The sequence below is a fragment of the Paenibacillus whitsoniae genome (genome assembly GCF_003955665.1).
Classification (GTDB): Bacteria; Bacillota; Bacilli; order Paenibacillales; family NBRC-103111; genus Paenibacillus_E; species Paenibacillus_E whitsoniae.
Genome location: NZ_RXHU01000129.1, coordinates 12,357 through 32,376, shown reverse-complemented (window position 1 = coordinate 32,376; position 20,020 = coordinate 12,357). Strand labels below are relative to the sequence as shown.

14 protein-coding genes are annotated in these 20,020 nt (G+C 54.1%); 3 read left to right on the top strand and 11 right to left on the bottom strand.

Features of this window, described 5'->3' with window-relative positions; translation table 11 throughout:
* The 3 genes from EJQ19_RS30390 to EJQ19_RS30380 form a co-directional block, all read right to left on the bottom strand.
* Window positions 1-818, bottom strand: an 818-nt coding sequence (locus tag EJQ19_RS30390; RefSeq protein ID WP_164716835.1) for an ABC transporter permease subunit, incomplete at its 3' end; no start/stop codon positions are given.
* Window positions 819-1,029: 211 nt separating this feature from the next.
* Entirely contained in the window at window positions 1,030-3,372 is a 2,343-nt protein-coding gene (locus tag EJQ19_RS30385) for a helix-turn-helix domain-containing protein (RefSeq protein WP_126144960.1), read from the bottom strand.
* Window positions 3,373-3,568: 196 nt separating this feature from the next.
* Window positions 3,569-4,177 carry a DedA family protein gene (locus EJQ19_RS30380; RefSeq protein ID WP_126144959.1) on the bottom strand — a complete coding sequence of 203 codons (609 nt, stop codon included), beginning with the start codon at window positions 4,175-4,177 and terminating at the stop codon, window positions 3,569-3,571.
* Window positions 4,178-4,320: 143 nt separating this feature from the next.
* On the opposite strand from EJQ19_RS30380, the gene EJQ19_RS30375 reads away from it, so the two are divergent.
* Complete coding sequence (locus tag EJQ19_RS30375; RefSeq protein WP_126144958.1) at window positions 4,321-5,361, top strand: YkvI family membrane protein; 1,041 nt, start codon at window positions 4,321-4,323, stop codon at window positions 5,359-5,361.
* Here EJQ19_RS30375 and EJQ19_RS30370 read toward each other — a convergent pair.
* From EJQ19_RS30370 to EJQ19_RS30350, 5 genes are read right to left on the bottom strand one after another with little or no spacing between them, the layout of a single operon-like run.
* Window positions 5,302-5,727: a hypothetical protein gene (locus EJQ19_RS30370; protein ID WP_126144957.1), complete on the bottom strand. Its 426-nt coding sequence runs from the start codon at window positions 5,725-5,727 to the stop codon at window positions 5,302-5,304. The two genes, EJQ19_RS30375 and EJQ19_RS30370, sit on opposite strands and share 60 nt — an antisense overlap.
* A gap of 33 nt (window positions 5,728-5,760) precedes the next feature.
* On the bottom strand, window positions 5,761-6,042 hold the full coding sequence (locus EJQ19_RS30365; protein ID WP_126144956.1) for a hypothetical protein: 282 nt from the start codon (window positions 6,040-6,042) through the stop codon (window positions 5,761-5,763).
* Window positions 6,043-6,057: 15 nt separating this feature from the next.
* Complete coding sequence (locus EJQ19_RS30360) at window positions 6,058-9,270, bottom strand: AAA family ATPase (protein WP_126144955.1); 3,213 nt, start codon at window positions 9,268-9,270, stop codon at window positions 6,058-6,060.
* Complete coding sequence (locus EJQ19_RS30355) at window positions 9,267-10,547, bottom strand: metallophosphoesterase family protein (RefSeq protein WP_126144954.1); 1,281 nt, start codon at window positions 10,545-10,547, stop codon at window positions 9,267-9,269. The genes EJQ19_RS30360 and EJQ19_RS30355 overlap by 4 nt, the downstream gene beginning before the upstream one ends.
* Window positions 10,548-10,591: 44 nt before the next feature.
* Window positions 10,592-11,770 (bottom strand): glycosyltransferase family 4 protein, encoded by a 1,179-nt coding sequence (locus EJQ19_RS30350; RefSeq protein ID WP_126144953.1) that lies wholly within the window; start codon window positions 11,768-11,770, stop codon window positions 10,592-10,594.
* 172 nt (window positions 11,771-11,942) lie between these two features.
* Here EJQ19_RS30350 and EJQ19_RS30345 point away from each other — a divergent pair, with 172 nt between their 5' ends.
* Window positions 11,943-13,079, top strand: coding sequence for a GGDEF domain-containing protein (locus tag EJQ19_RS30345; protein ID WP_126144952.1), 1,137 nt, complete (start codon window positions 11,943-11,945; stop codon window positions 13,077-13,079).
* A 69-nt stretch (window positions 13,080-13,148) separates the two neighbouring features.
* Here the strand turns inward: EJQ19_RS30345 and EJQ19_RS30340 are convergent, their stop codons facing one another.
* Both EJQ19_RS30340 and EJQ19_RS30335 read right to left on the bottom strand, forming a co-directional pair.
* Entirely contained in the window at window positions 13,149-13,451 is a 303-nt protein-coding gene (locus tag EJQ19_RS30340) for a DUF6509 family protein (RefSeq protein WP_126144951.1), read from the bottom strand.
* A 355-nt stretch (window positions 13,452-13,806) separates the two neighbouring features.
* Window positions 13,807-14,022, bottom strand: a complete 216-nt coding sequence (locus EJQ19_RS30335; protein ID WP_126144950.1) for a hypothetical protein — start codon at window positions 14,020-14,022, stop codon at window positions 13,807-13,809.
* Window positions 14,023-14,106: 84 nt separating this feature from the next.
* Between EJQ19_RS30335 and EJQ19_RS30330 the strand changes: the two genes are divergently transcribed.
* A complete protein-coding gene (locus EJQ19_RS30330; RefSeq protein WP_164716834.1) occupies window positions 14,107-15,138 on the top strand; it encodes a right-handed parallel beta-helix repeat-containing protein in 1,032 nt (343 codons plus the stop codon).
* 79 nt (window positions 15,139-15,217) lie between these two features.
* On the opposite strand, the gene EJQ19_RS30325 is transcribed toward EJQ19_RS30330, so the two are convergent.
* The gene (locus EJQ19_RS30325) at window positions 15,218-20,002 is read right to left on the bottom strand and encodes an S-layer homology domain-containing protein (protein WP_126144948.1); all 4,785 of its coding nucleotides are present in this window, start codon (window positions 20,000-20,002) and stop codon (window positions 15,218-15,220) included.
* Between the last annotated feature and the right edge of the window lie 18 nt (window positions 20,003-20,020).

Below are 20,020 nucleotides of genomic sequence, written 5' to 3'. Positions count from 1 at the left end.
GGATACAGCAGCGGATTTCTGCCGATAATCGCATAGATGAGGCCGAAATCGCCATTGAAGATGCCGCCGACGGCAAGGATGGTCAGCAGTATGATCGTGGACTTCAGCAGCGGCAGCGTGATGAAGCGGATCTTTTGCCAGCGGCTGGCGCCATCCATGGCAGCGGATTCGTAAATCTCCGGATTAATCCCGGAAATCGTCGCCATATAGACGATGGAGCCGAATCCGGCGCCATGCCAGATTTTGAGCAGCACCAGAATGACCGGCCAGTAGCCTGGCGACGACAAGAATTGCACAGGCGCTATGCCAAATAGCCCCAGCATTTTATTGAAGAAGCCTCCGTCTGTCGCGACGAATGCCGTCATGAACATCGCAACGACGGTCCAGGACAGGAAGTGCGGGAAAATCATGACCGACTGCGAAATCTTTTTAAACCATCTGCCCCCAAGCTCCGTCACCATAATGGCAATCGCGACCGCCGCCAGTGTGCCGAAGAAGATGAAGAGAACGTTGAGGAAAACCGTATTCGTCACGACCTTCACCCAATCGCTGGAATGGAAGAAGAACTGGAAGTTTTTGAGTCCGACGAACTTGCTGCCTGTAATGCCTTTGACCGCTTTAAAATCTTGAAATGCGACCACAATGCCCCCCATGGGCAAATATGCGAAAATGAAAAACCAGATGATGCCCGGCAACGCCAGCATGTACAGAAATTTATTGACGATTAATTCCCGGATAAATGTAGAGATGGCTCCGCGCTTTCGCTTCGCCAACCCGTTCTTCGCTTCTGTTCGCGCCGAGGCAAGCGTACTGCTCATGGTACCGTCCTCCTTCAGGTAAGTTGACTGTTGACCCTCCCCACTATACGCTGCAGTCCCTTGAGGCAAAAGTTTAAAATCAGGTAAAACCCACTGTTTTCCGCCGATCAGCCTGTTTGAATTTGCACCACTTACATCGATTTCTGCGGTTTCAACGAAAAAAACGGGCGTTCCTCCCTCGTCATTCCAAGGTTTCCGCCCGTCTTTGCGCTTAAACGTCGCTTGCCGCTTGCTCGTTTGCGCTGAATTTATGCTGCTTTCGGTAATGATCCGGCGACTTTCCGGTATGTTTTTTAAACGATACATAGAAGTAATTGGCATTATCAAAACCAACCAGTTCCCCGACCCGGTTTGCCGGGAGATCGGTTTCGACGAGAAGCTTCTGAGCCTTGGCAAATCGGTAGCCGCTTAGATAAGCCGTGATCGTTTGCCCCGTCATGTCCTTGAACAATTTGCGCGTATAATTGAGCGAAAGCCCGCCAGCCTCTACCAGCTGATCGATCGTGAGCCCGGGCTCGGCATAATGCGCATGAATGTAGGTCAGGATATTGTCCACAATCCATTTGTTTTTGTGCTGCGCTTGCCGGTCACGCAGGTGAACAGCCTGCTCGCACATCCCCATATACCAGCGTTCAATCTCCTCCAAGGTTTCCCAGGTGCCGAGCTGCTCCATGAGCGTCCCGATGTCCATGCGCGAGGAAAGCTGCTCCGAGCCGACCATCGTTTTGGCGGCTTTTGCGGTAGATAGCAACAATTGCGTCAACGCCAGCATCAGCTCATCGAACGGTACGCTGCGAATCAAGCCCATGTATTGCTCCAGCGCTTCCCTTACTTTGTTCAGATCGCCAAGCTTCAACTGATCCATAATGAGCTTTTCTGCCGAAGCCATCAGATGATCCGAGCGGCTCTCCCGATTCTCCTCCACATCCGGCCTCAGGTAAGAGCCGGTCCCATGCACAAGCCGATACCGCAGCGCATTCCGTGCAGCCGCCCACGATCGCTTGACCTCCGCCAGCTGCGATACGTTCGGTCCGACCGCAACGGTGACGGACAATCGCAAAAACTCGCTGATCTTGGCTTGGATGTCGGAAGACATCGCTGCGAAGTCTTGGTCCTTCCAGGCATCTTCAGGAAAGTTTGCGATCAGGGAAACCTCGTCGGCTCCGCTATCGAAACAGACGCAGTAGACGCGGGAAGAGGCGAGCTCGTCAGCAATATTCGCTACAGCGTATTTGAACAGATCAATGTCGGCCTGTGTGTACGTTTCCTGCAAGGTACGGAAATGATCCAGCTTCAAGACAGCGACGGCGAAGCACGAATCCGTGAATTCAATCCGGACGCCAGCAAGCTTCTTCCGCATTTCCTTCTCTTGGGAGCATGCGCCGGTGAGGAGCAGCCGGATCACTTCCGATCGTTTGGCTGACTGGTACTCCGTTACGTGCCATTGTAAATCGCGAATTTTATTTTCTAAATAATGGAATGTGTTGCCGAGCAGATCAAGTTCGCTTCCCCCTTGCCGTTCCTTGGCCCCCAAGGGAGAATGATGCACATAAGTCATGAGCCGATGAATCGGCGCGTAGATCCAGCGAGTAAAAAAACCGCCGATGAGGAAGACGGCCACCAGCATTCCGCCGGTCACACCAAGGATAAAACGTTTCATTTCCTGCACCTTGCCCAAGAGCTGCTCGTAATCGATCATCCCGATGAACGTCCAGCCCAAGCTGTCGGATTTCATGTACGTAACCCGGTAGGTCCGCCCCTCCTCCTTGAATTGAAACGTTCCTTTCGGAGAAGCGGATGCACTGATCGTCCGGACAAAAGGCTGCTCCGCCACATTCGTGTTGATTTTCTCGGCGTTCGTATGGGTAATGACGATCCCCTGCTTATTCAGAATCATCGATTGAAAAAGCCGGCTCTCTGAGCCGTTCATCACCATTCTCTGCAAGGTGCGTTGATCGAGATTGAGCACCAGCGCGCCGTTCGTCGCCTGGCCGATGGCATTTGGAAGCACAACGGAGATGAGGTTGCGGTCGTCACTTTTGCCGTCAATTGCGTAATGAATATGCCGCGGGGTAAAAATGCCGGAGCGGTTCGGCTGCAGGTTCTCGAGCAAGGCCAGCGCGCCGCGATCATAGAACTCATCGAAGTCTCTGACCGTCGACAACGACGAGAACGCCAGTTTCCGCTGACTGTTCAGCAAATAAATCGAATGGACGAGCGGATTGCTCGCGCTGAGCGCATACAATTTATTGCCGATTCGCCCTAATGTGCTCGTATCAAAATCCTCGTCATAAAAGCCGACCTGAATATCCGCGCTCCCGAACACCGAGCCAAAATTGTCGAAGGTTGAGCTCAGCACAATGCTCGCCGTATTGTACGATTGCTCAATCGCGGTATCCGCCGAGCGGTTAATCTCTTCTGTCAAATCCCCCGACACTTTGGAAGCGATCACAAAAGTCAACATGACAATAACTAAAAGCCCTACCATCAAGTAGGACAGAATCATGCGGAGCAGCATATTTTTGTTGGTCAGGAAGGCCTGTATGCGTTTCATCGCAATCCCCCTTTTGAAACAGTTTTATGCGATAATACCGAGCATAGCAGATTCTGACGCCAGGCTGAATGCGCTTTTTTTAGTTCAATATCCGGTTTTTTTAGAGAAACGACAAAACGGCAGTCCGGAACGCGCTTCGCGTCCTGAACTGCCGTTCCGTTATCCAATCCTTGTTGCTGCTTGCTCTCAGAGCATCTTACGACGCCGTCTTGCGCTTCCTGACCTGTACGATAATAATGAGCGCGATAATGATGAGAATCGCGATCGCGATCAAGGAGAAGCCGACATAGCGATGAATCAGGTGAAACAGCCCTTCCAGGTTATGGCCGATAAACCGGCCTAGCAGAAGAAAGGTTGTACACCACAGCAGTGCGCCGCTTCCCGCGTAAAGCATATATTTATAGAACTTGACGCCGCTTACTCCAGACAAATAACAGGTGAAATGCCGGACGCCAGGAACGAAATATCCGAAAAATACGGTCCAGAGGCCATACTTCTTGAACCAACCTTCCGCGCGCTCAATGCGGCTCGGCGTCAGCTTGATCCAGCGGCCGTAGCGGTTCAAAAAGGGCTTGCCCAAGCGATGCCCGACCAGATAGCTGACGATCATGCCTGTCATCGTACCCGCGTACACGACAAGCAGCGTCGGCCCAAATTCAAAAGGCCCTCCAAACGCAATTAACGAGCCCACAAAGGCCATTATGGTTTCATCCGGCACCGGCAGCCCGATAATGCCCGTCGCAAGCAGCAAATATAACGCCACATAGCCGTACTGGTCAATTAAATCAAAAAGAGTTTCTTTCACAAGAGACACTCCCCGTACATTTCTTCGAATTGTCGGCTTCTCACCTTAAGACTGCGCCAAGAGCTTGCCCAAAGTTCCAGTCATGCGAAGGTTAGAACAAACATACCTTGTACTATATCAAACGATAGAAAGCGAGGCAATCTATGCGAACTGGTGCACAGGTGGTCCGTGTGGCCTTTACGTACATCGGCACCGTCGTAGGGGCCGGTTTTGCGTCCGGACAGGAGATTTTGCAATTTTTTACAAGATACGGATCTCTCGCTTCACTTACGATTGCCCTGGCCACTCTCCTCTTCATCTGGATCGGTATTCAGTTGATGCTGATGGCATACGATCTGAAAGCCGCTTCCTATGAAGATTTGAATAAAGTCATTTTCGGAGAACGTATTGGCAAGTGGATTTCCTTGTTCATGATGGTCGTCCTCTTCGGCATCACGACAGTGATGCTCGCAGGTGCGGGGACAGTCTTCGAGGAACAACTGCACCTGTCTTATACAAGCGGGCTCCTTGTAACGTTGGTTTTATCTTATCTCATTCTAACCCGAGGCATCAAAGCCATTATGACGGTCAATTCCATCGTCGTCCCGATTATGCTGCTGTTCAGCGTCGTCATTGTCGTCTACACATGGCATTCCCCTTCTTCGGGCAATTGGCTGCGCATTACAAGCGACGACACGCTCGGGCAAATCTGGTTTGCCCCGTTTCTGTATACCGCGTTCAACCTGGCCATGGCGCAAGCCGTCCTGGTGCCGATGGGCGCTGCGATGACGAATCGCTCCACCCTCGTATGGGGCGGCCTTCTTGGCGGAGCAGGCATCGGCCTGCTGCTTCTGTCCGCCCACTATGCCTTATCGGCGCAAATGCCGGGCATCGCCCAGTTCGAAATCCCGATGGGCTCGATCATGACCAAGCTCGGCCCGCTCCCTCAGCTTGCGTACTTGCTTGTCATCTATGGGGAAATATTTACCACATTCATAGGCGACGCTTACGGGCTGTCCATGCAGCTTCAACAGCGAACCAAACTGCCGCCGAAAGTGCTCTTATTGCTGATTTTATCGCTCAGTTATCTCATCAGCCATATCGGGTTTAAAGTGCTGCTGTCGGCGCTTTATCCGATATTCGGCTTAATTAGCGTTGTGTGGCTCGTGCTGATGATCTGGCGCAACCGCCGCAGCGCGCTGTAACGTGCTCGTCGGCAGGAAGGCAAGCACCACGGTCAGCCGCACGATGAGCAGCAGCATGCCCAGTGAGCAGTAGATCATGCCGGAGAGCAAGTACATAAAATGCAAAGTGGCCTCCGTCTGCCCCCGGTGAACCGAAACAAGTTCAGCAAGCAGCAGGACAAAGCCGATGAGAAATAAACCGATCGCCGAGAAATCCAAGATCGTCCATTTGGAAAAATAAGTAACCGCAATTTCCACCTGGGAGACCGCGCGCGGAGACGCCGCTTGCTGCCGCCACAAATGATGGACGGTCCACGCTGTATACAAAGCGGCGCCGGTAACAAACAATCCGATGAAAGCGCCGATCACCGTAAGCAGCATATTCATAGGTGAGCCTCCTCTTCCTGCGTCCTGACCGAGTTAACGCAGGCCTGTAATTAGTATAAGGGTAACGGCAAAGCAAATGATCGGCAGCGCATAAAGTAACGGAAGCAATGCCCCGCTCGGCAGTCTCATCGCAGGCCGCCACAGCAACTTGAGCCGCTTATTGTCCACGGAAGGGAAATACACGTCAACGCCTGACTCAGGCTGTGCCTGCACGCTGCCCGTCTCGTTTTCCTTCCACGCGATCTTGCCTTTTTTCCAGCCGACCTGATACGAGATTTCTCGATGTTCTTTCTTCTTGTCGGGCTCTATTTCCATCCGGACATGCCCTCCTTATAATGAGATGGATAGATGGTTCGGGATCAGGCTTGCCGCCGCTTCCCGCACATGCGCATGGCACGTAAAAAGCAGCACCTGATGCCGCTTGCTCAGATCGGCCAGGACGCGCAAACATCCGGCCATTCTGGCCTCATCGAAATTGACCAAAATATCGTCCATCACGAGCGGCAGCACCGCCCGCCCGGCATATTCCTCAGCCAGCGCGAAGCGCATGGCGAGATACAGCTGCTCAGCCGTTCCCCTGCTGAGCATTGCGGTGTCCACCGCCTGGCCGCCTGCGCGAATCGCCAGGAGCCGCTGTTCCCCAAACGGCGCCTTCACCGCCTGGAAGGCGCCGTTCGTCATCTCCGCGAAGTAGCTGGACGCCCTTAGTAGCACGCCGGGTTGGCGCTGCTGCTCGTAGACATCGCGCGCTTTTTTGAGAAGGAGCGAGGCGAACGACGCGACTGCGTAGTCGTCGCGGAGCTGTGACAGCCGCGTCCGCAGCGCCTCCGCCTGCAAGCGTTCATTCGCTTGCTCGGCGCCCTGCTCCAGCCGTTCGAGCTGCCCATCGAACTTGCCGACCCGCTCGCGGAGCTCGTTCGTCTCCGCCGTCAGCTCTGTCAGCCGCTGCTGGACGTTCTCGCTGCGGGCAGCCAGTCCCTCTTCCGTCACGTCGCCAAGTTCCGCAAAGAGACGATCCGCCGCCGACAAGCTGCCAAGCAGCGATTCCAATGAGCTTTCAAGCAGGCGCCCCTCGGCAATAAGCTGTGCGCGGAGCAACTGCTCGCCCTCCAATTGCCGAAGCTGTTCCCCATCCTCCGCGCCGCCCTCTTGCAGCAGCATGTGGAGGCGCGACTGCGTTCGCTCCCTCGTCTGTTCCGTTAGCGCCAGCGCTTCCTCCGCTTCGCCAAGGGCCTGCTCCAGCTGCCGTATAGCGGCTTCGCCGGCAAGCTCCTCCGCTTCTTGCTCTTTCCAGCGCTTCAGCGCAAATAACGCGTCTGCCCCGCCCAGCGGCCGATCCAGCAGCCTCGCCGCTTGCGCTTCGAATTGCGCGAGATAGCGCTCCATGGTCTCGAGCTTCGCTTCCAACTGCTCCCGCTGCCGAAGCGTTTCCTGCACTTGCTCCAAGGTCTGGAGCGTTTCCAGAAAGCTGTCCGGCGACAGCGCCGCCGGTATGTTCATGCCGCGCAGCCACACTGACCATGCTTTCTCTGCATCGGCTTTTTCCTTATGTAACCGTTCCGCCAACTGACTGCGCTGCTCAATCTGCGCACGCAGTGCGTGCAATCGTTCTTCCGCATCTCGATGACCGTCCCACTTGCGCAATTGCTCGCGGTAGTGGGCTTTGCGCCCTTCCGCTTCCCGCTGCCAAGCGTCCAAGTATGGCTGCAAGCTGTCCAGCGGAATCCCGCCGTTGCCGCTGCTTCGCCCATCGCGCCCTGCCGCCGCTTCCGTATAGCCGGCCCCCTGCTGCATCATTCGTTCGATCCCTTTCGCGATACGCAGTTCCAGGGCCTGGAGATCCGCTTCCGTTGCGGTGGCTCCCGCCTCGGCAGCTCCCGCTGCATACGGCATGGCGCGCGATGCCCGCTGCCCCTGATCGCGGGTGCCGAACCCGATGTACCCGGTTGCGGCAGCGAGGACAACAAAGGCCGCAATCGCTGCCGGCAGCGCCCCCTGCCACAGCAGCACCGCCGGCAGCACCAGCGTCAAGGCGCCGGCCAGCATCATCAAGCGCCGCATGTGCCGCCGCGCCGCCGCTTTGCTCGCTTTCGCAGCGTCTTCCAAACTGCGCTGCACCTGCTGATAGCGCAGCTCGCGGGAAGCCATCTGCCAGCGTGCGTAGTCGCTCGTCAGCGCCGCCAGTTCACTGGCCGGATCGACGGGCTGCACAGCCGCACCAGCCCCGCTGCCCACGCTGCCCATGCCGTTCCGTTCCAGCTCCGCCGCTAGCCGAGCGGCCTGCTCTTGCAGCCGCCGCTCCTGTTCGTAGAGCTGATCGAGCTCTGCTTCCATGCGCAGCTCGGCGTCCGCTTGCTTGCGAAGCCGCTCGCGATCGCTGCGCGCCTTCTCCCGCAGCGCAATCGTAATCGGGAAGTTCAGAATCGCAGGCTCTTCCCAGTCCAGATCCACGCTCGCGAGCTGCCGGCGAATGTGCGCCGTAAGCTGCGCCGCTTCCACATGCAGCTGTTCGCGCTGCCGCGTATACGCTTCGTACGTCGGCGCCTGCTCCAGCAGGTGATTCAGCTCAGTCTGGTGCGCCAGCACCTCCGGCTTCCGCTGAACTCCCTGCAGCTCGCTGCGCAGCCCCTTGCGCCGCAGCTCCAGCTTCGCGCGCTCACCTTGCAGGCGCTCCAGCTCCGCCTCGAGCGCCTCGAGGCGGGCCGTCGCCTGCGCCGGAAAGCCCGGCCGCGCGGGGAGCTTTTCCAGCTCGCGGCCGAGCTGCCGCAAGCGGAGCCATCCGCTGCGCGCCTTGCCGGCCAGCGCGAGCTGTTGCTGCTCCGCGCGAAGCGCCTCCTGCTGCTCCTCAAGAGCAGCAATGCGCGCCGCCGCGGAGCGGCGCTCTTCGCGCAGCCGGCCGTAGCCGGCGGCTTCGTCCCGCCTGCGGCGCAGCGACTGCTCCAGCCCCTCCAGCTCCTTCAGGAGAATATTCATCTCCTGATTGCGCCCGCGGGGGCGGTACAGGCCGTCGGCCTGCGCCGTCAGCTTGCGTTCGGCCTCCATAATGGCCGAGCCGCTCACCCCGAGCCCAGCGCTGTACAGATAGCCGCTGAGCTCGTCGGTTTGCAGCGTGCGCAGCTCCTGCAGCTCGCTGAGTCCAAAGGCAAACAGGCTGCGGTACAGGTCGGCCGAGAGGCCGCCAAGCAGCCTGCCCAGCTCCGCCTCGCCGCCGATCCGCCCGTCGGCGAACACCACGTTGACGTGCCCGGCTGCGGCACGTCGGCCGCCTGCGGCGGGCGCATCGTAGCGCTCGACGCGTATGCGTTGACCCTGGTCGTCCTCCAGGGTCAACGCTCCGCCGTAGGCGCCGCCGCCCAGCGGCTCATACCGCTCCGCGCGTTGCTGGCGCGTCGGAAAGCCAAACAGAACGGCGCGGACAAAGCCCATTAGCGTGCTTTTGCCCGCTTCATTCGCGCCGTAGAACACAACGAGCTCGCCGTCGGTCGCAAGCCGCCGCTCACGCAGGCTGCCGAAGCCGTCGACCTCGATCGCGACAATTCTCATTCGCGCCGCCCTCCTTCCTCCGTCAGCAAATCCGCGGCAAGCTGCTGCGCCGCGCGCAGCCACGCCCGCAGTTGTTCAGCGTCCGCGCCACCCCTTACACTCTGCGGCAGTCCTTGAAGCGCAGACAGCGCTTCATCCGCGAACGCCTGCAGCGCCGCCTCATCCAGCTGGAGTCCGTTCGCATACCGCAGCAAATCGCCGAGAAAACTGTGCTCCCCGGACAGTGCCGCCAAATCCAGCTCACTCGCCGTCCGATCGACGACGGATTCGATCCATACAAAGCGGTCTTGGTCCGCTTCCTCTTCCCGCAGCGCATCGACCAGCTCCTGGAGCGCCCGCCCCTGTCCTTGCCGCAGCAGGCGGTGCAGCGCGCTTCGCCCTGCGAGTACGATGCGTACGATTGCGGCCCGGCCATCGGCCATGCCGCGCACGCGGTCTAACACATCGCCAAGCGCATCCTTGAGACTCTGTTCCGTCGCGATTGCCGCCGTGTCTACGGTTTCTTCATACCAACGCACGGCATCAAGCGCCGTAAATGCCAACTCAGCTCGTCCATCTTCACTGACGTCCACCACGTACGCACCGCGCGGCCCCTGCTCGCGAATGCTGCGCCCTTGCAGGTTGCCGGGATACACAATGACAGGCCCTTGCGTCTGGATAATTTGCCGCGTATGCACGTGCCCAAGCGCCCAATAATCCATACCCGCCCTCTGCAAATCCTGTTTGGTGCAAGGCGCATAGTTATCGTGATTCGCATCGCCATCGACATTCGTATGCAGCAGCCCAATCTGATAGACGGGCTTGCTCCCTTTTGTAAACCGCAGCGCCAAATTGTCCGTCACCGCCGCCGTCCCATATGAAATACCGTGCACTTCGGCAATGACCCCGCGTCCTTCTTTTACCACCTGTACCGTTTCCACCTTATCGCACGCAAAAAAATGAACGTCTGCCGGCCAATCCAGCTGTGCAGCGCGTCCATCCTGCGGATCGTGATTTCCATGTATGAGATAGGTCGGTATGCTTTGCAAAGACAATTGTTCCACGGCTTGCTGAAATCGGATTTGCGCCCTAAGCGACCGATCCGCCACATCGTACACATCGCCGGCGATCAGGACAAAATCCACCCGCTCCCGAATCGCAAGCCTCACCAGCTCCCCCAGCGCATCGAACGTCGACTCGCGCACCCGCTCCCGGATGCGTTCCGGCAGCGCCGACATGCCTTTGAACGGACTATCCAGATGCAAGTCGGCCGCATGCAGAAACCGCAATCGCTTCATGCTTCTTCGCCTTCCTTCCTTTCTGCGACTTTCGGAAAGCTCCCTTATTCCTCCGATTTCGGCTGCTGGGCTGCGCCCGTCAGCTCCGAATCCGCTACTGGGTGCTGATAGCGCTCATACACACTCTTGAGCTGCCGAAGCACCCGGTTGAGAGAATACGACTTTTTCGACTTTTCCCAAGCAGCGCGGGCCAGATTGTACCGGTAGCTGGGATCGATGATCACTTTCTCCATCGCATGGCTAAGCGCCAGCGCATCCCCGACAGGCACAAGCAGTCCGTTGTAGCCGTGCTCGATCTGCTCGGCAATCCCGCCGACATTCGTGCCGATCAGCGCCAGCCAGCATAAGGCCGCCTCAGCGAACACCGAGCCGAACGCCTCCGCCCGGGAAGGCAGCACGAACACGTCAAAGAACGGCATGAACTCTTCCGGATGCAGCATATACCCATAAAAAATCGTATCCTCGTACACATTGTGTTCGATTGCTAATTTTTCCAGTTCCTCACGGCTTGGGCCGTCTCCGATAATGTGCAGCACGAAGGGGTGGCCCCTCTTTTTCAGCTCGCCGCATGCGATGATTAGCGTATCAAGCCCTTTCGCAGGCACGAGCCGGCATACCGTAATAAACTGCGTGATATGATTTTCGTGCGAAATCGGACGAAACCGCTTCTCGTCAAAGCCGTTCGGAATCACCCCGATCCGCTCGCTGTCCTGCACGTAATCCGACATGTACATCTTGAACGAATTGGACACCGTAATGATCTGATCTACTTTCGCTTCCAGCTCGCCGTAAATTTGCGTCAGAAATTGATGTTCAACCCCATTTTCCTGAATGCGGCCATTGAGCATCAATTCTCGTTCGAATGAGGAGTGAATCGTTAGAATAACCGGGGTATCCGGGAATATCTGCTTCATGGCCAGCCCCGCGATCGGATGATGCGCGTGAATGATGTCATACTTTTTCTTGATGCGCAGCTTGGTCCACCAGACGTAATCCTTGTAGGTTTGTATATATTTATCGACAATCGGGTTGCCTGCATATTTGCGCCAGTCGAACGTCGTGAAATTCACATCCTCCGTGCCTTTGCCGCGAATCCGCTTGGGCAGCGAGAACAGTTCCATTTCCCAGCCTTTTCTATTAAATCGTTCCAAAATATAGGGAACCATGGATGACACCCCACCCGGCTGTTCCGGCGGGAAAAATAAAGCTTGCAAGATGTTCATTGCATGAGCCCCTCTCCAAAATCCTTCAGCTTTCCTTCTTATTGTAACTTGTGTCCATCAATTAGAAAAGAGAACACCGCGTATTCCCCTGAATCTGTTCTATGCCGACCGTCGATTTTCCTATATAATAGAGTCTATCTTTGTCGAAAAATCAGATAAGCTGGAGGGCCGCATGAACGTTCACGATCTGCTCTATGGTGAATTGGCCGCTTGGATTTCCAACGCAATTGTTGCTGTGATTGTTACACTGATGTTTGTCATATCGCTCCGATTATTTCTGGACAGAAGGAAGAAAGGCTACATGTCCATGACGATTTCCCTCGTCATTGTCGGCATCCATCATCTGCTCCAGATGGCACTGGCACTACGGAGTTACAACCCTTCCCTTACCAGTTATACGCTGCACATGCTTGGCATTATTTCGTTTGTACTTATTAATATGGGAATTTACCAGTTATATAATCGTACGAGCCGCAGACAGTACATCTTTTTCTACGGCCTGATCGTCATGGGCTTCGTCGTGTCTGTGCTGCATTTCAGCATACCTCAGCTGTACAGCGGGACCGAGCAGCAGGTGCGTCTTTTGCAGGACATCGGGTTTGAGCTGTATATATTTGTCATCATTTTCCTATGCTTCTATATGATTCCGCCGTACATCGGGCAGCAGATGAAATATCAGCTTGCGCTCACGATCTTTTTTGCCCAACAATTGGTGCATCTAATGAATACCTACATGTATGGAAGCGCTCAACCAGCGCTGACGCTGGCGGGCAACGTGCTGCCGATTGTGTACTATTTCCTGCTCTTCCTGCTGCTGTTTGAGCGGGTGGTCGAGCTGATGCAGGCGATTTATAATTCCTCCATTACCGACGGTCTTACCCGGCTTTATAACCGCAAGTTTTTCTATACCCGGGTCTCCCAGCATATTCAGCGGCATATTCCGATAGCCGTGCTGTTTAGCGATATTGACAACTTTAAAAAGCTGAACGACACGCAAGGCCACCAAATGGGGGACCAGGTGCTGAAGCAGGTGGCTCAGATTATGAAAGAAGAAGCGGAAGAATGCGGCATTGCCGGCCGCTACGGCGGTGAGGAAATGGTCGTTATGGTGTCCGATCCCGGCGTGAAAATGGAAAGCTTCGCCGAACGCATCCGCAGCCGCATCGAGAAAGAAACGATCGTCACCGCCAGCATCGGGTACAGCAAGTACAAGAACGGGCTGACCGCCGATGAGTTGATCAAGCAGGCGGATGAAGCGATGTACAAAGCCAAGACGACCGGTAAAAATAAAGTCGTGAAATATTCTTGAACACGCAAAAGGACCTCGTCTCCACCGCCGATTCGCGGGGAGCAAGGTCCTTTCTGTCGTCCAGTTTTCTTATTCGCTTTCGTGCCCTTCCAGGTAGTGCGCCTTGCAGAACGCCTCCAATTCAGCCACTTCGTCGTCCTCCAGGTCAAAATCCAAGTAAAGCTCAGTCGTTTTCTCGTACAGCTCATATTTCAAAATGCCGGCCGACTCCTCGGTCACATTGTAAATGACTCTGACATACAAGCCGCTTTCCGTATACAGCTCGTCGTCCTCCTCGACGTCGATCTCGATTTTGAACTCATAGCGCTGGCCGGCTAAAATACCGAACGGATCCCTGACCGCTTCCACGGTGTAACTTGTAATTGTGAACATCACGCCACCCCTTTTTCTTGTGCACCTGTTAGTATACCTGAATTCTCCGAAAAAAGAAAAATCGGATATAGAACCTTGGTATTGTGCGGTTTTTTAACAAGGAAGCGCGCTTTTTTTAAGAACCTGCCCGTCTTCGTCAGAAAACGTGGATTTCGTTAAATATCAATGATGCTGCGGATACGTTGCCAGCCTTATGATCATGTCAGGAGGTGAAATGGGTAACTACTTAGGCACCGGGAGACATGAAGCGACTTGACTCTATTCGAGAAATGCGAATTGGATAAGAGCAGCCTAGAGGCTGGTTTTCTGCACTGAGCATGGGAATGAGGAACCGAGATGGCCTTCGGATTGAGCATCAAGCCTGCAAAAAGGCAGTAATTTTCCTCTTCGCTTCCTGATTTCGACCAAATGCCTGCAAAAAAGCAGGCATCTGGGGCGAGCGCCCACTTGTTGACAACGTTTGGCCTAAAAACTGCTTTATCGCAGGCAGTTTGCAAAAAAAACTAATTTTGTGAAAAATGCCTGCCTTTACGCAGGAATTTTCCTTGTCGGCTTCCTTCCTCTTCCTCATCCCCTGTCCTCTTCCTCCTTCGACGAGTACCTAAGTAGTAACAGATTTTAGAATCTAATATTCAAAATGAGGAGGCAATTAATTATGAGCAAAGTAAATCGTAAGCTTTCGGCATTTGCACTTTCTTTAGCGATTTCATGCGGCGTCGGCATTCTTCCTAATGCTGCAGGTGCGACAGCGACCCAACCCATACTTCCCACACAAAAGCATAATCACGATGTATCCGTTCCGGTCGGGGCTTCTACAAGTACCATCCAAAGCGCCATTAACAGCGCTTCCAGTGCAGGAGGCGGAACCGTTACGCTGGCTTCCGGCGAGTATACGATTACCGCACCCCTTGTTTTAAAAAGCAATGTCACGTTGAACGGTGCCGGAAAAAATTCGACCGTGCTTAAACGTAATGCCGGTACGAATCTCGGAGCCAACGGCGTATTAACAACTTCTACGTCAGGCGGTGTGGTTAACGTCATTGTTACAAATCTGGGGATCGACGGAAACAGCTTTATCGACCCCGATACCGACCCTGATCATGACAGCATTACCAATTACGGCGCATTGATCCAAGGGCCAGATACTTCCAACGATAAAATTTTGTTTGATAACTTTAAAGTTAAAAATTCCACGATGGGTCTCCACATTAAAGGCAGCACTAACGTAACGATCCAAAACAGCGACTTCAACAACAATGGCGGCTCCTATCTGTACTGGCACAACATGTATTTAAGAAGAGTATCCAAAGTATTAGTTAAAAACAACGTAATGAGCTATTCCTCGTCCGGAAATGGGCTCAACATTTCGTATTCGGATAATGTTACGATTGATTCCAACAGTGTATACAACAACTATTTCCGCGGAATTCGCGTCGCTGACAGCAGTTACATTGATACCGTGAATAACAACGTCCACGATAATAAATCAGGCGACGGCATCATTTATAACAGTGAATCCACAGGGGTGACGAACTTCAAAATCAACTCGAATACCGTCAAAAATAATGGCGGGTACGGCATCTTGGTCAATAGCAGCAGCTCGAACGGTGAAGTGAAGAACAATATCGACGATGGCGGAAATGCAAGCGGATTCAAGAAAATTGACGGTTCCAATGTTACTCAGTAAACAACGAGCTTCCGTTTCAAGTGATTCACAAGGCAAAGAGCTAAGCGACATCCATCGCTTAGCTCTTTTTTCATACCGTTTAATTTAACGCCCGAATCCATTTCGCAAACACCGCAGCCACCTCTGCACGACTGGCGCCCGCTTGCGGATCCAAGTTACCGCCTTCCTTGCCGTTCAGAATGCCTGCCGCTGCAAGGCTGTCAACGGCTTCTTGCGCCCATGCACTTACGCTATCGCCATCGGTAAACGCTGCCTTAGTCGTTGCGCTCAGCTTATATCCTTTGCTTACAGAGTACTTGTCCAGCATGACCGCCATCTGCTCGCGCGTAATGCTGGCATCCGGGCTGAACCGGCCTTCAGCGGTCCCGCTCACAATGCCGTTCTTCGCCGCCCAGTTCACGGCCGCCGCATACCACGTGCCGTCCGCCACATCGGAGAATGCAGACGCTCCTGCACTACTGCTGTCAACGCCCTCCAGATTGGCGAGTACCTGAGCGAACATAGCCCGCGTCATGGAAGCATCGGGGGTGAATACATGGTCAGCCGTTCCTTCAAACAGTCTTCGCGCCGTTACAAAGGCGATATCCTTCGATGCCCAATTCGCTGAGGGCGCGTCTTGGAAAGCGAGACCATTGGCCAACACATCGTAGGTGCCCGTCCCTGCCACGTCGAAGGTCACGCTATCGCCATTTCCGACAACAACGAACGGCAGAATCACATTGTGATCGTTCTCCTTCTTCACTACAACATACTCCGAAGCATCGCGTCCCTCTGCGACCTGGACAGGCAGCGTAATCGTCAACGGATGAGCAGGGTCGTTGTACGCCGCCGACTTACCGTCCTTGAGCAATTCAACGACGTAACTTCCTTTGCGGATGCGAAGAACGAGAGTGTCTCCGTACTGCTTCGCCATTTCCTGCAGCGCTCCATTTGACAGTGTGACCGTTCCAAAATCAGACTTCACGGTCAATGCCGCAGTGCCCATCGCCGCAACAGGGAGCTTCACAGTCAGATTCGTAATGTCTTGCGCCTGAATGATCAATTCGCTGCTGCCGCCAAGCGCTGCTTTAATTTGCTCCGCAGTGCTGACCAGGCTGTAGCTGCCGTCATCCGCCCGGGTCATCGTGCCGCTATTGCCATTGAGTGATACGTGCTGTTTCTCTTCTTCCTTCACCACCGGCCCGGTTGTAACCGGTGCTGGACTCGTTCCTGATTCTGGATCTGAGGGCGAGCTTTCTGCCGTTGCCGGCGAAGCCTTCACATCCGCCGACAGTCCGCTGCCGACGCTGTTGACAGCCCGCACCTTGAACGAGTACACCGTGCCATTCGTTAAGCCCGTGAAGGTGTGTCCAGCCTGGGTGTCTGCATCCATCCACAAAGTGCCGTTATCCTTCGATACTTCATACTTCGTAATGTCGGAGCCCCCATTATCGGACGGTGTACGCCAGCTCAACGTTACCTGTCCGTCACGGGCCACAGCTGCAAAGCTTTGCGGCCTGCCTGGAATGGTCGGCGGCGTTTCAAGGCCAGTCAAGGCAATTTCCTTCGTATTGTACATAAAGAGCAATCTTTCATTCGTTGTAACATCCGGTGTGTCTTTAATTTGCGACAGTTTCTTCGCACCAAGACGAAGCGTTAATACGGCGTTGTTGCCTGAACCGGCAACATCCTGATACACAATCCTGTTCTCATATTTCGGCGAAGCCAGATAGAATGGACCTACGCCGCTGGCAAGCATCTTGAACTTCTCATGATCGCCAATCTGGGCGGCGTCAGCTTTGATAACGTTGTAGGCACCGACCATCTCATCCTTGACCGATAAGAACTTGCCGGTTTTGATCACCTGGATCGAATAAGTGCCGTCATCGTTCGCAACCGTCCGGTAGAACGGAGCCATCCCCTTCAACACGCTTGTCGTAAGCTCGCCGTTATCATTCACATCATAGTACGAGTTCAGTGTCTCGGCTACTTTCTCTCCGTTCACTGTACTCCAATTCCGTTGATACAGCGGCTCCCAACGGGTTCGCAATTGAAAATACGGTCCGCTCATTGTGCCAAGCGGTTCACCGTTATAGTACGTCAAGGTGCCAAAGTTCAGATTGTCAAAATGCACCATGCCTTGCGGGCGAGACGCTGCCGCCGCTCTTTCGGTCCAGGTCAGATCGACGCCAGGCACGTTTCTGTACAAAGCAAGCCCTTGTTCAAAAACAGGTCTGATCTCGCCCCGGTTCAGCCCGTTGCTGTCCCTGTCAAAACCGACGCCGTAATACCCTCTGCTGGTATCTGCAAACACGTTCGGCATCGCCATGAAAGGAACATCTACCCCGTACAATTCCTTTGAATAGAGGTTGTATTTGGCCAAGTATTCAAACGCTTTCGCAAGCCTGTTATTGTACAGCGAATACAGATCTTCCTGCTGACTTTTCGCAATCAGCGCGATTTCGGACATGTAGCCAAGCGCCAGCATGGCGTGAGCTTGGTCGCGACCGGTTTCCATCGTCTGGCCGGCATCGTTCACATAGGCGAAGATCGAACCATTCGTGTGAATGTCTTGATAGAAGAACATCGCACGGTCAAAAATTTCGGTATTCTCACACAGCACGCCGATCGCCATCATGCTGACGAGCGCCGCCAAATCCCAGTTGCCGTTGGCCAACATCGGGACTGCCGCATCCTGAATCACGGGATAGACCACATTGATCATCATATCCTGCAACGCCTTGAAATCGGCATCGCTGTAGCCGCTATAGCCGCCGTTATAATGCTTCATAATTTCCGCTGCACTTGCCAGCTTATACGCATTGATGCCGGCTCCCAGAATTCTGTCCCGGCCGTCAATGACTTTCAGCGTATTCGCCCATTGCGTAACAATGTCCACAGCCTTGTCGGCGTACTGCCGATCCCCCGTGATAACCCACTGGAGGGCATTGAAATAAGCAGCGTTTCCGCCTTTTTCAAAATATCCGATATTGCCGGAATCCGACGGCGCTCCCCCACGTCCGACATTTGCAAACACCGTGGTTTGGTAATCGGAGCTCGCCACACCATACGACACACTGTTCAGCATTCTTTGATAATCGGAGTACCAAGGCTCCTCTTTGGCCAACACATGTGCCTTCATGCTGTCCAAATCATTCATCGTAAGCAGGATGCCGGGATGATTGAATATGCGGACATTCACATCCGCCGACGTTTGATAGCCGCCTCTGTTATAAGCAACCGCATACGAATGAACGCCGACACTCAGATTGGAGAGCGCAAGATGCATCAAACCGCCGGCGTACACGATTCCCGTGACCGTTCCAGTATTGACACTGTAGTTGGCTGGGTTCGTATCGCCATTAATCGGCTTCCAGAACAGGTTAGCGCTGTTCCCAGAGACATTCTGGCTGATGTCTAATTGATCTTTGTCCGTCACGAGGTCAAAATAAAATTTGTACTCGGTATTCTCGGATGCCGTTGTGCTGCTCAACATAGCGGTTTCTGACATTTTTACATTGTAACGGTTAAAACTGACATCGTCCCTAATCGTCGACAAATGCGACCAGATGCGGTAAAAACCTGAAGTCGCGTACTGATCGATATAGAACCGCTCATTCCAGCCCGGCACAGCGGCCGATGCCTTGATTTCGAACGTCCGGTCCGTACTGCCGCCGCTTTGAGCCCCCGTCACGATATTAAAATAACGATGGGTATTGCTCAGAAACTCTTCCGCCGTAAAATAGTTTTGAATGGTCAAATATTTGTTATTTACCAAGGATTTGATGGAATACGCCGTTCGGGTAGCCCCAACCTCAGGCTCCGTATGATCCACAGTCGCAAAATAATCCAACACATACAGAGCAAACGGCGACGCCTCGGCAGCGTTTGCCGTAAGCGACAGCTTTTCTGTGACAGGGTCTACCTTCACATACTTGCCATCCCCGTTTCTCATCGTCATGATCATGGCCGCTGTTGTGCCATTGTTATAGTAATTCCCCATCATAGGCCCCGCAATCTTGGATGGGCGCTCCGCATCCACAAGGTTGTTTATCGCCGCTTGCAGTGAAGCAACGGCTTGATTAACTTCAGCCTGCGTCGTGTTGGTAAGGCGCAAATCTTTCGCCGTATTGAGCGCAGTCAATACGATCGCCCAACTACTAGGCGTGTATGCGGTTTCAATCAATTGCTCTGCTTGTCCGATGATCGCATTCAAAGCCGTTCTATCGACGCCGTCGTTCACAATCGGAGTCCCCAGCGCAACACTCAAGGACGGGCCCGGATACGTCGTGTTTCTCGAGGAATACAGCTCGCTGGCGCTCACCGTGCCGTCGTCCACTTTCGCAGTTGTCAAATGAATCGTGACGACCTTTCTGCCCTGGTTCAAAGCATTCTGGAAGATCGTGGACAAGTCGATCGAGAGATTCTCTTCGCCTATCGATGTGACATTCTTGCTGACACTTGGCGTTCCGGCAATCTCGTAAGGACGGTTATTGTACGTGACATTCGTGACCGTCCATGCCGTGTTCGTACCGCGCAGAACCGATTCGCTTTCCGTGAAAATCAGCTCATTCGCCGCATGCGACTTCCGAAAGCTGAGCGTCATACTCATATCGCCAATCGCATACCGGGTTGTATCGATGGAAGATAGATCAAACTTAAAATAAGTATGACGGGACTTCCCATAGATTAATTTTGTTGCCGTTGGATTGGTGGTGTTGCCTTGTCCGCTAAAATTGGATACAAACCCGTCTTGGGTCGGCTGAAACGAAACCGTCGTTCCCGCAGCGTTCGCAACGTTCGCAGCTGATCCCAGCAAGAGGGATGTAAAAGCCACGCACACACATAAAAGCAAAGATATCGCTTGCATGAAAAGCCGTTTCATGCTCAATCTCCTTTCTAA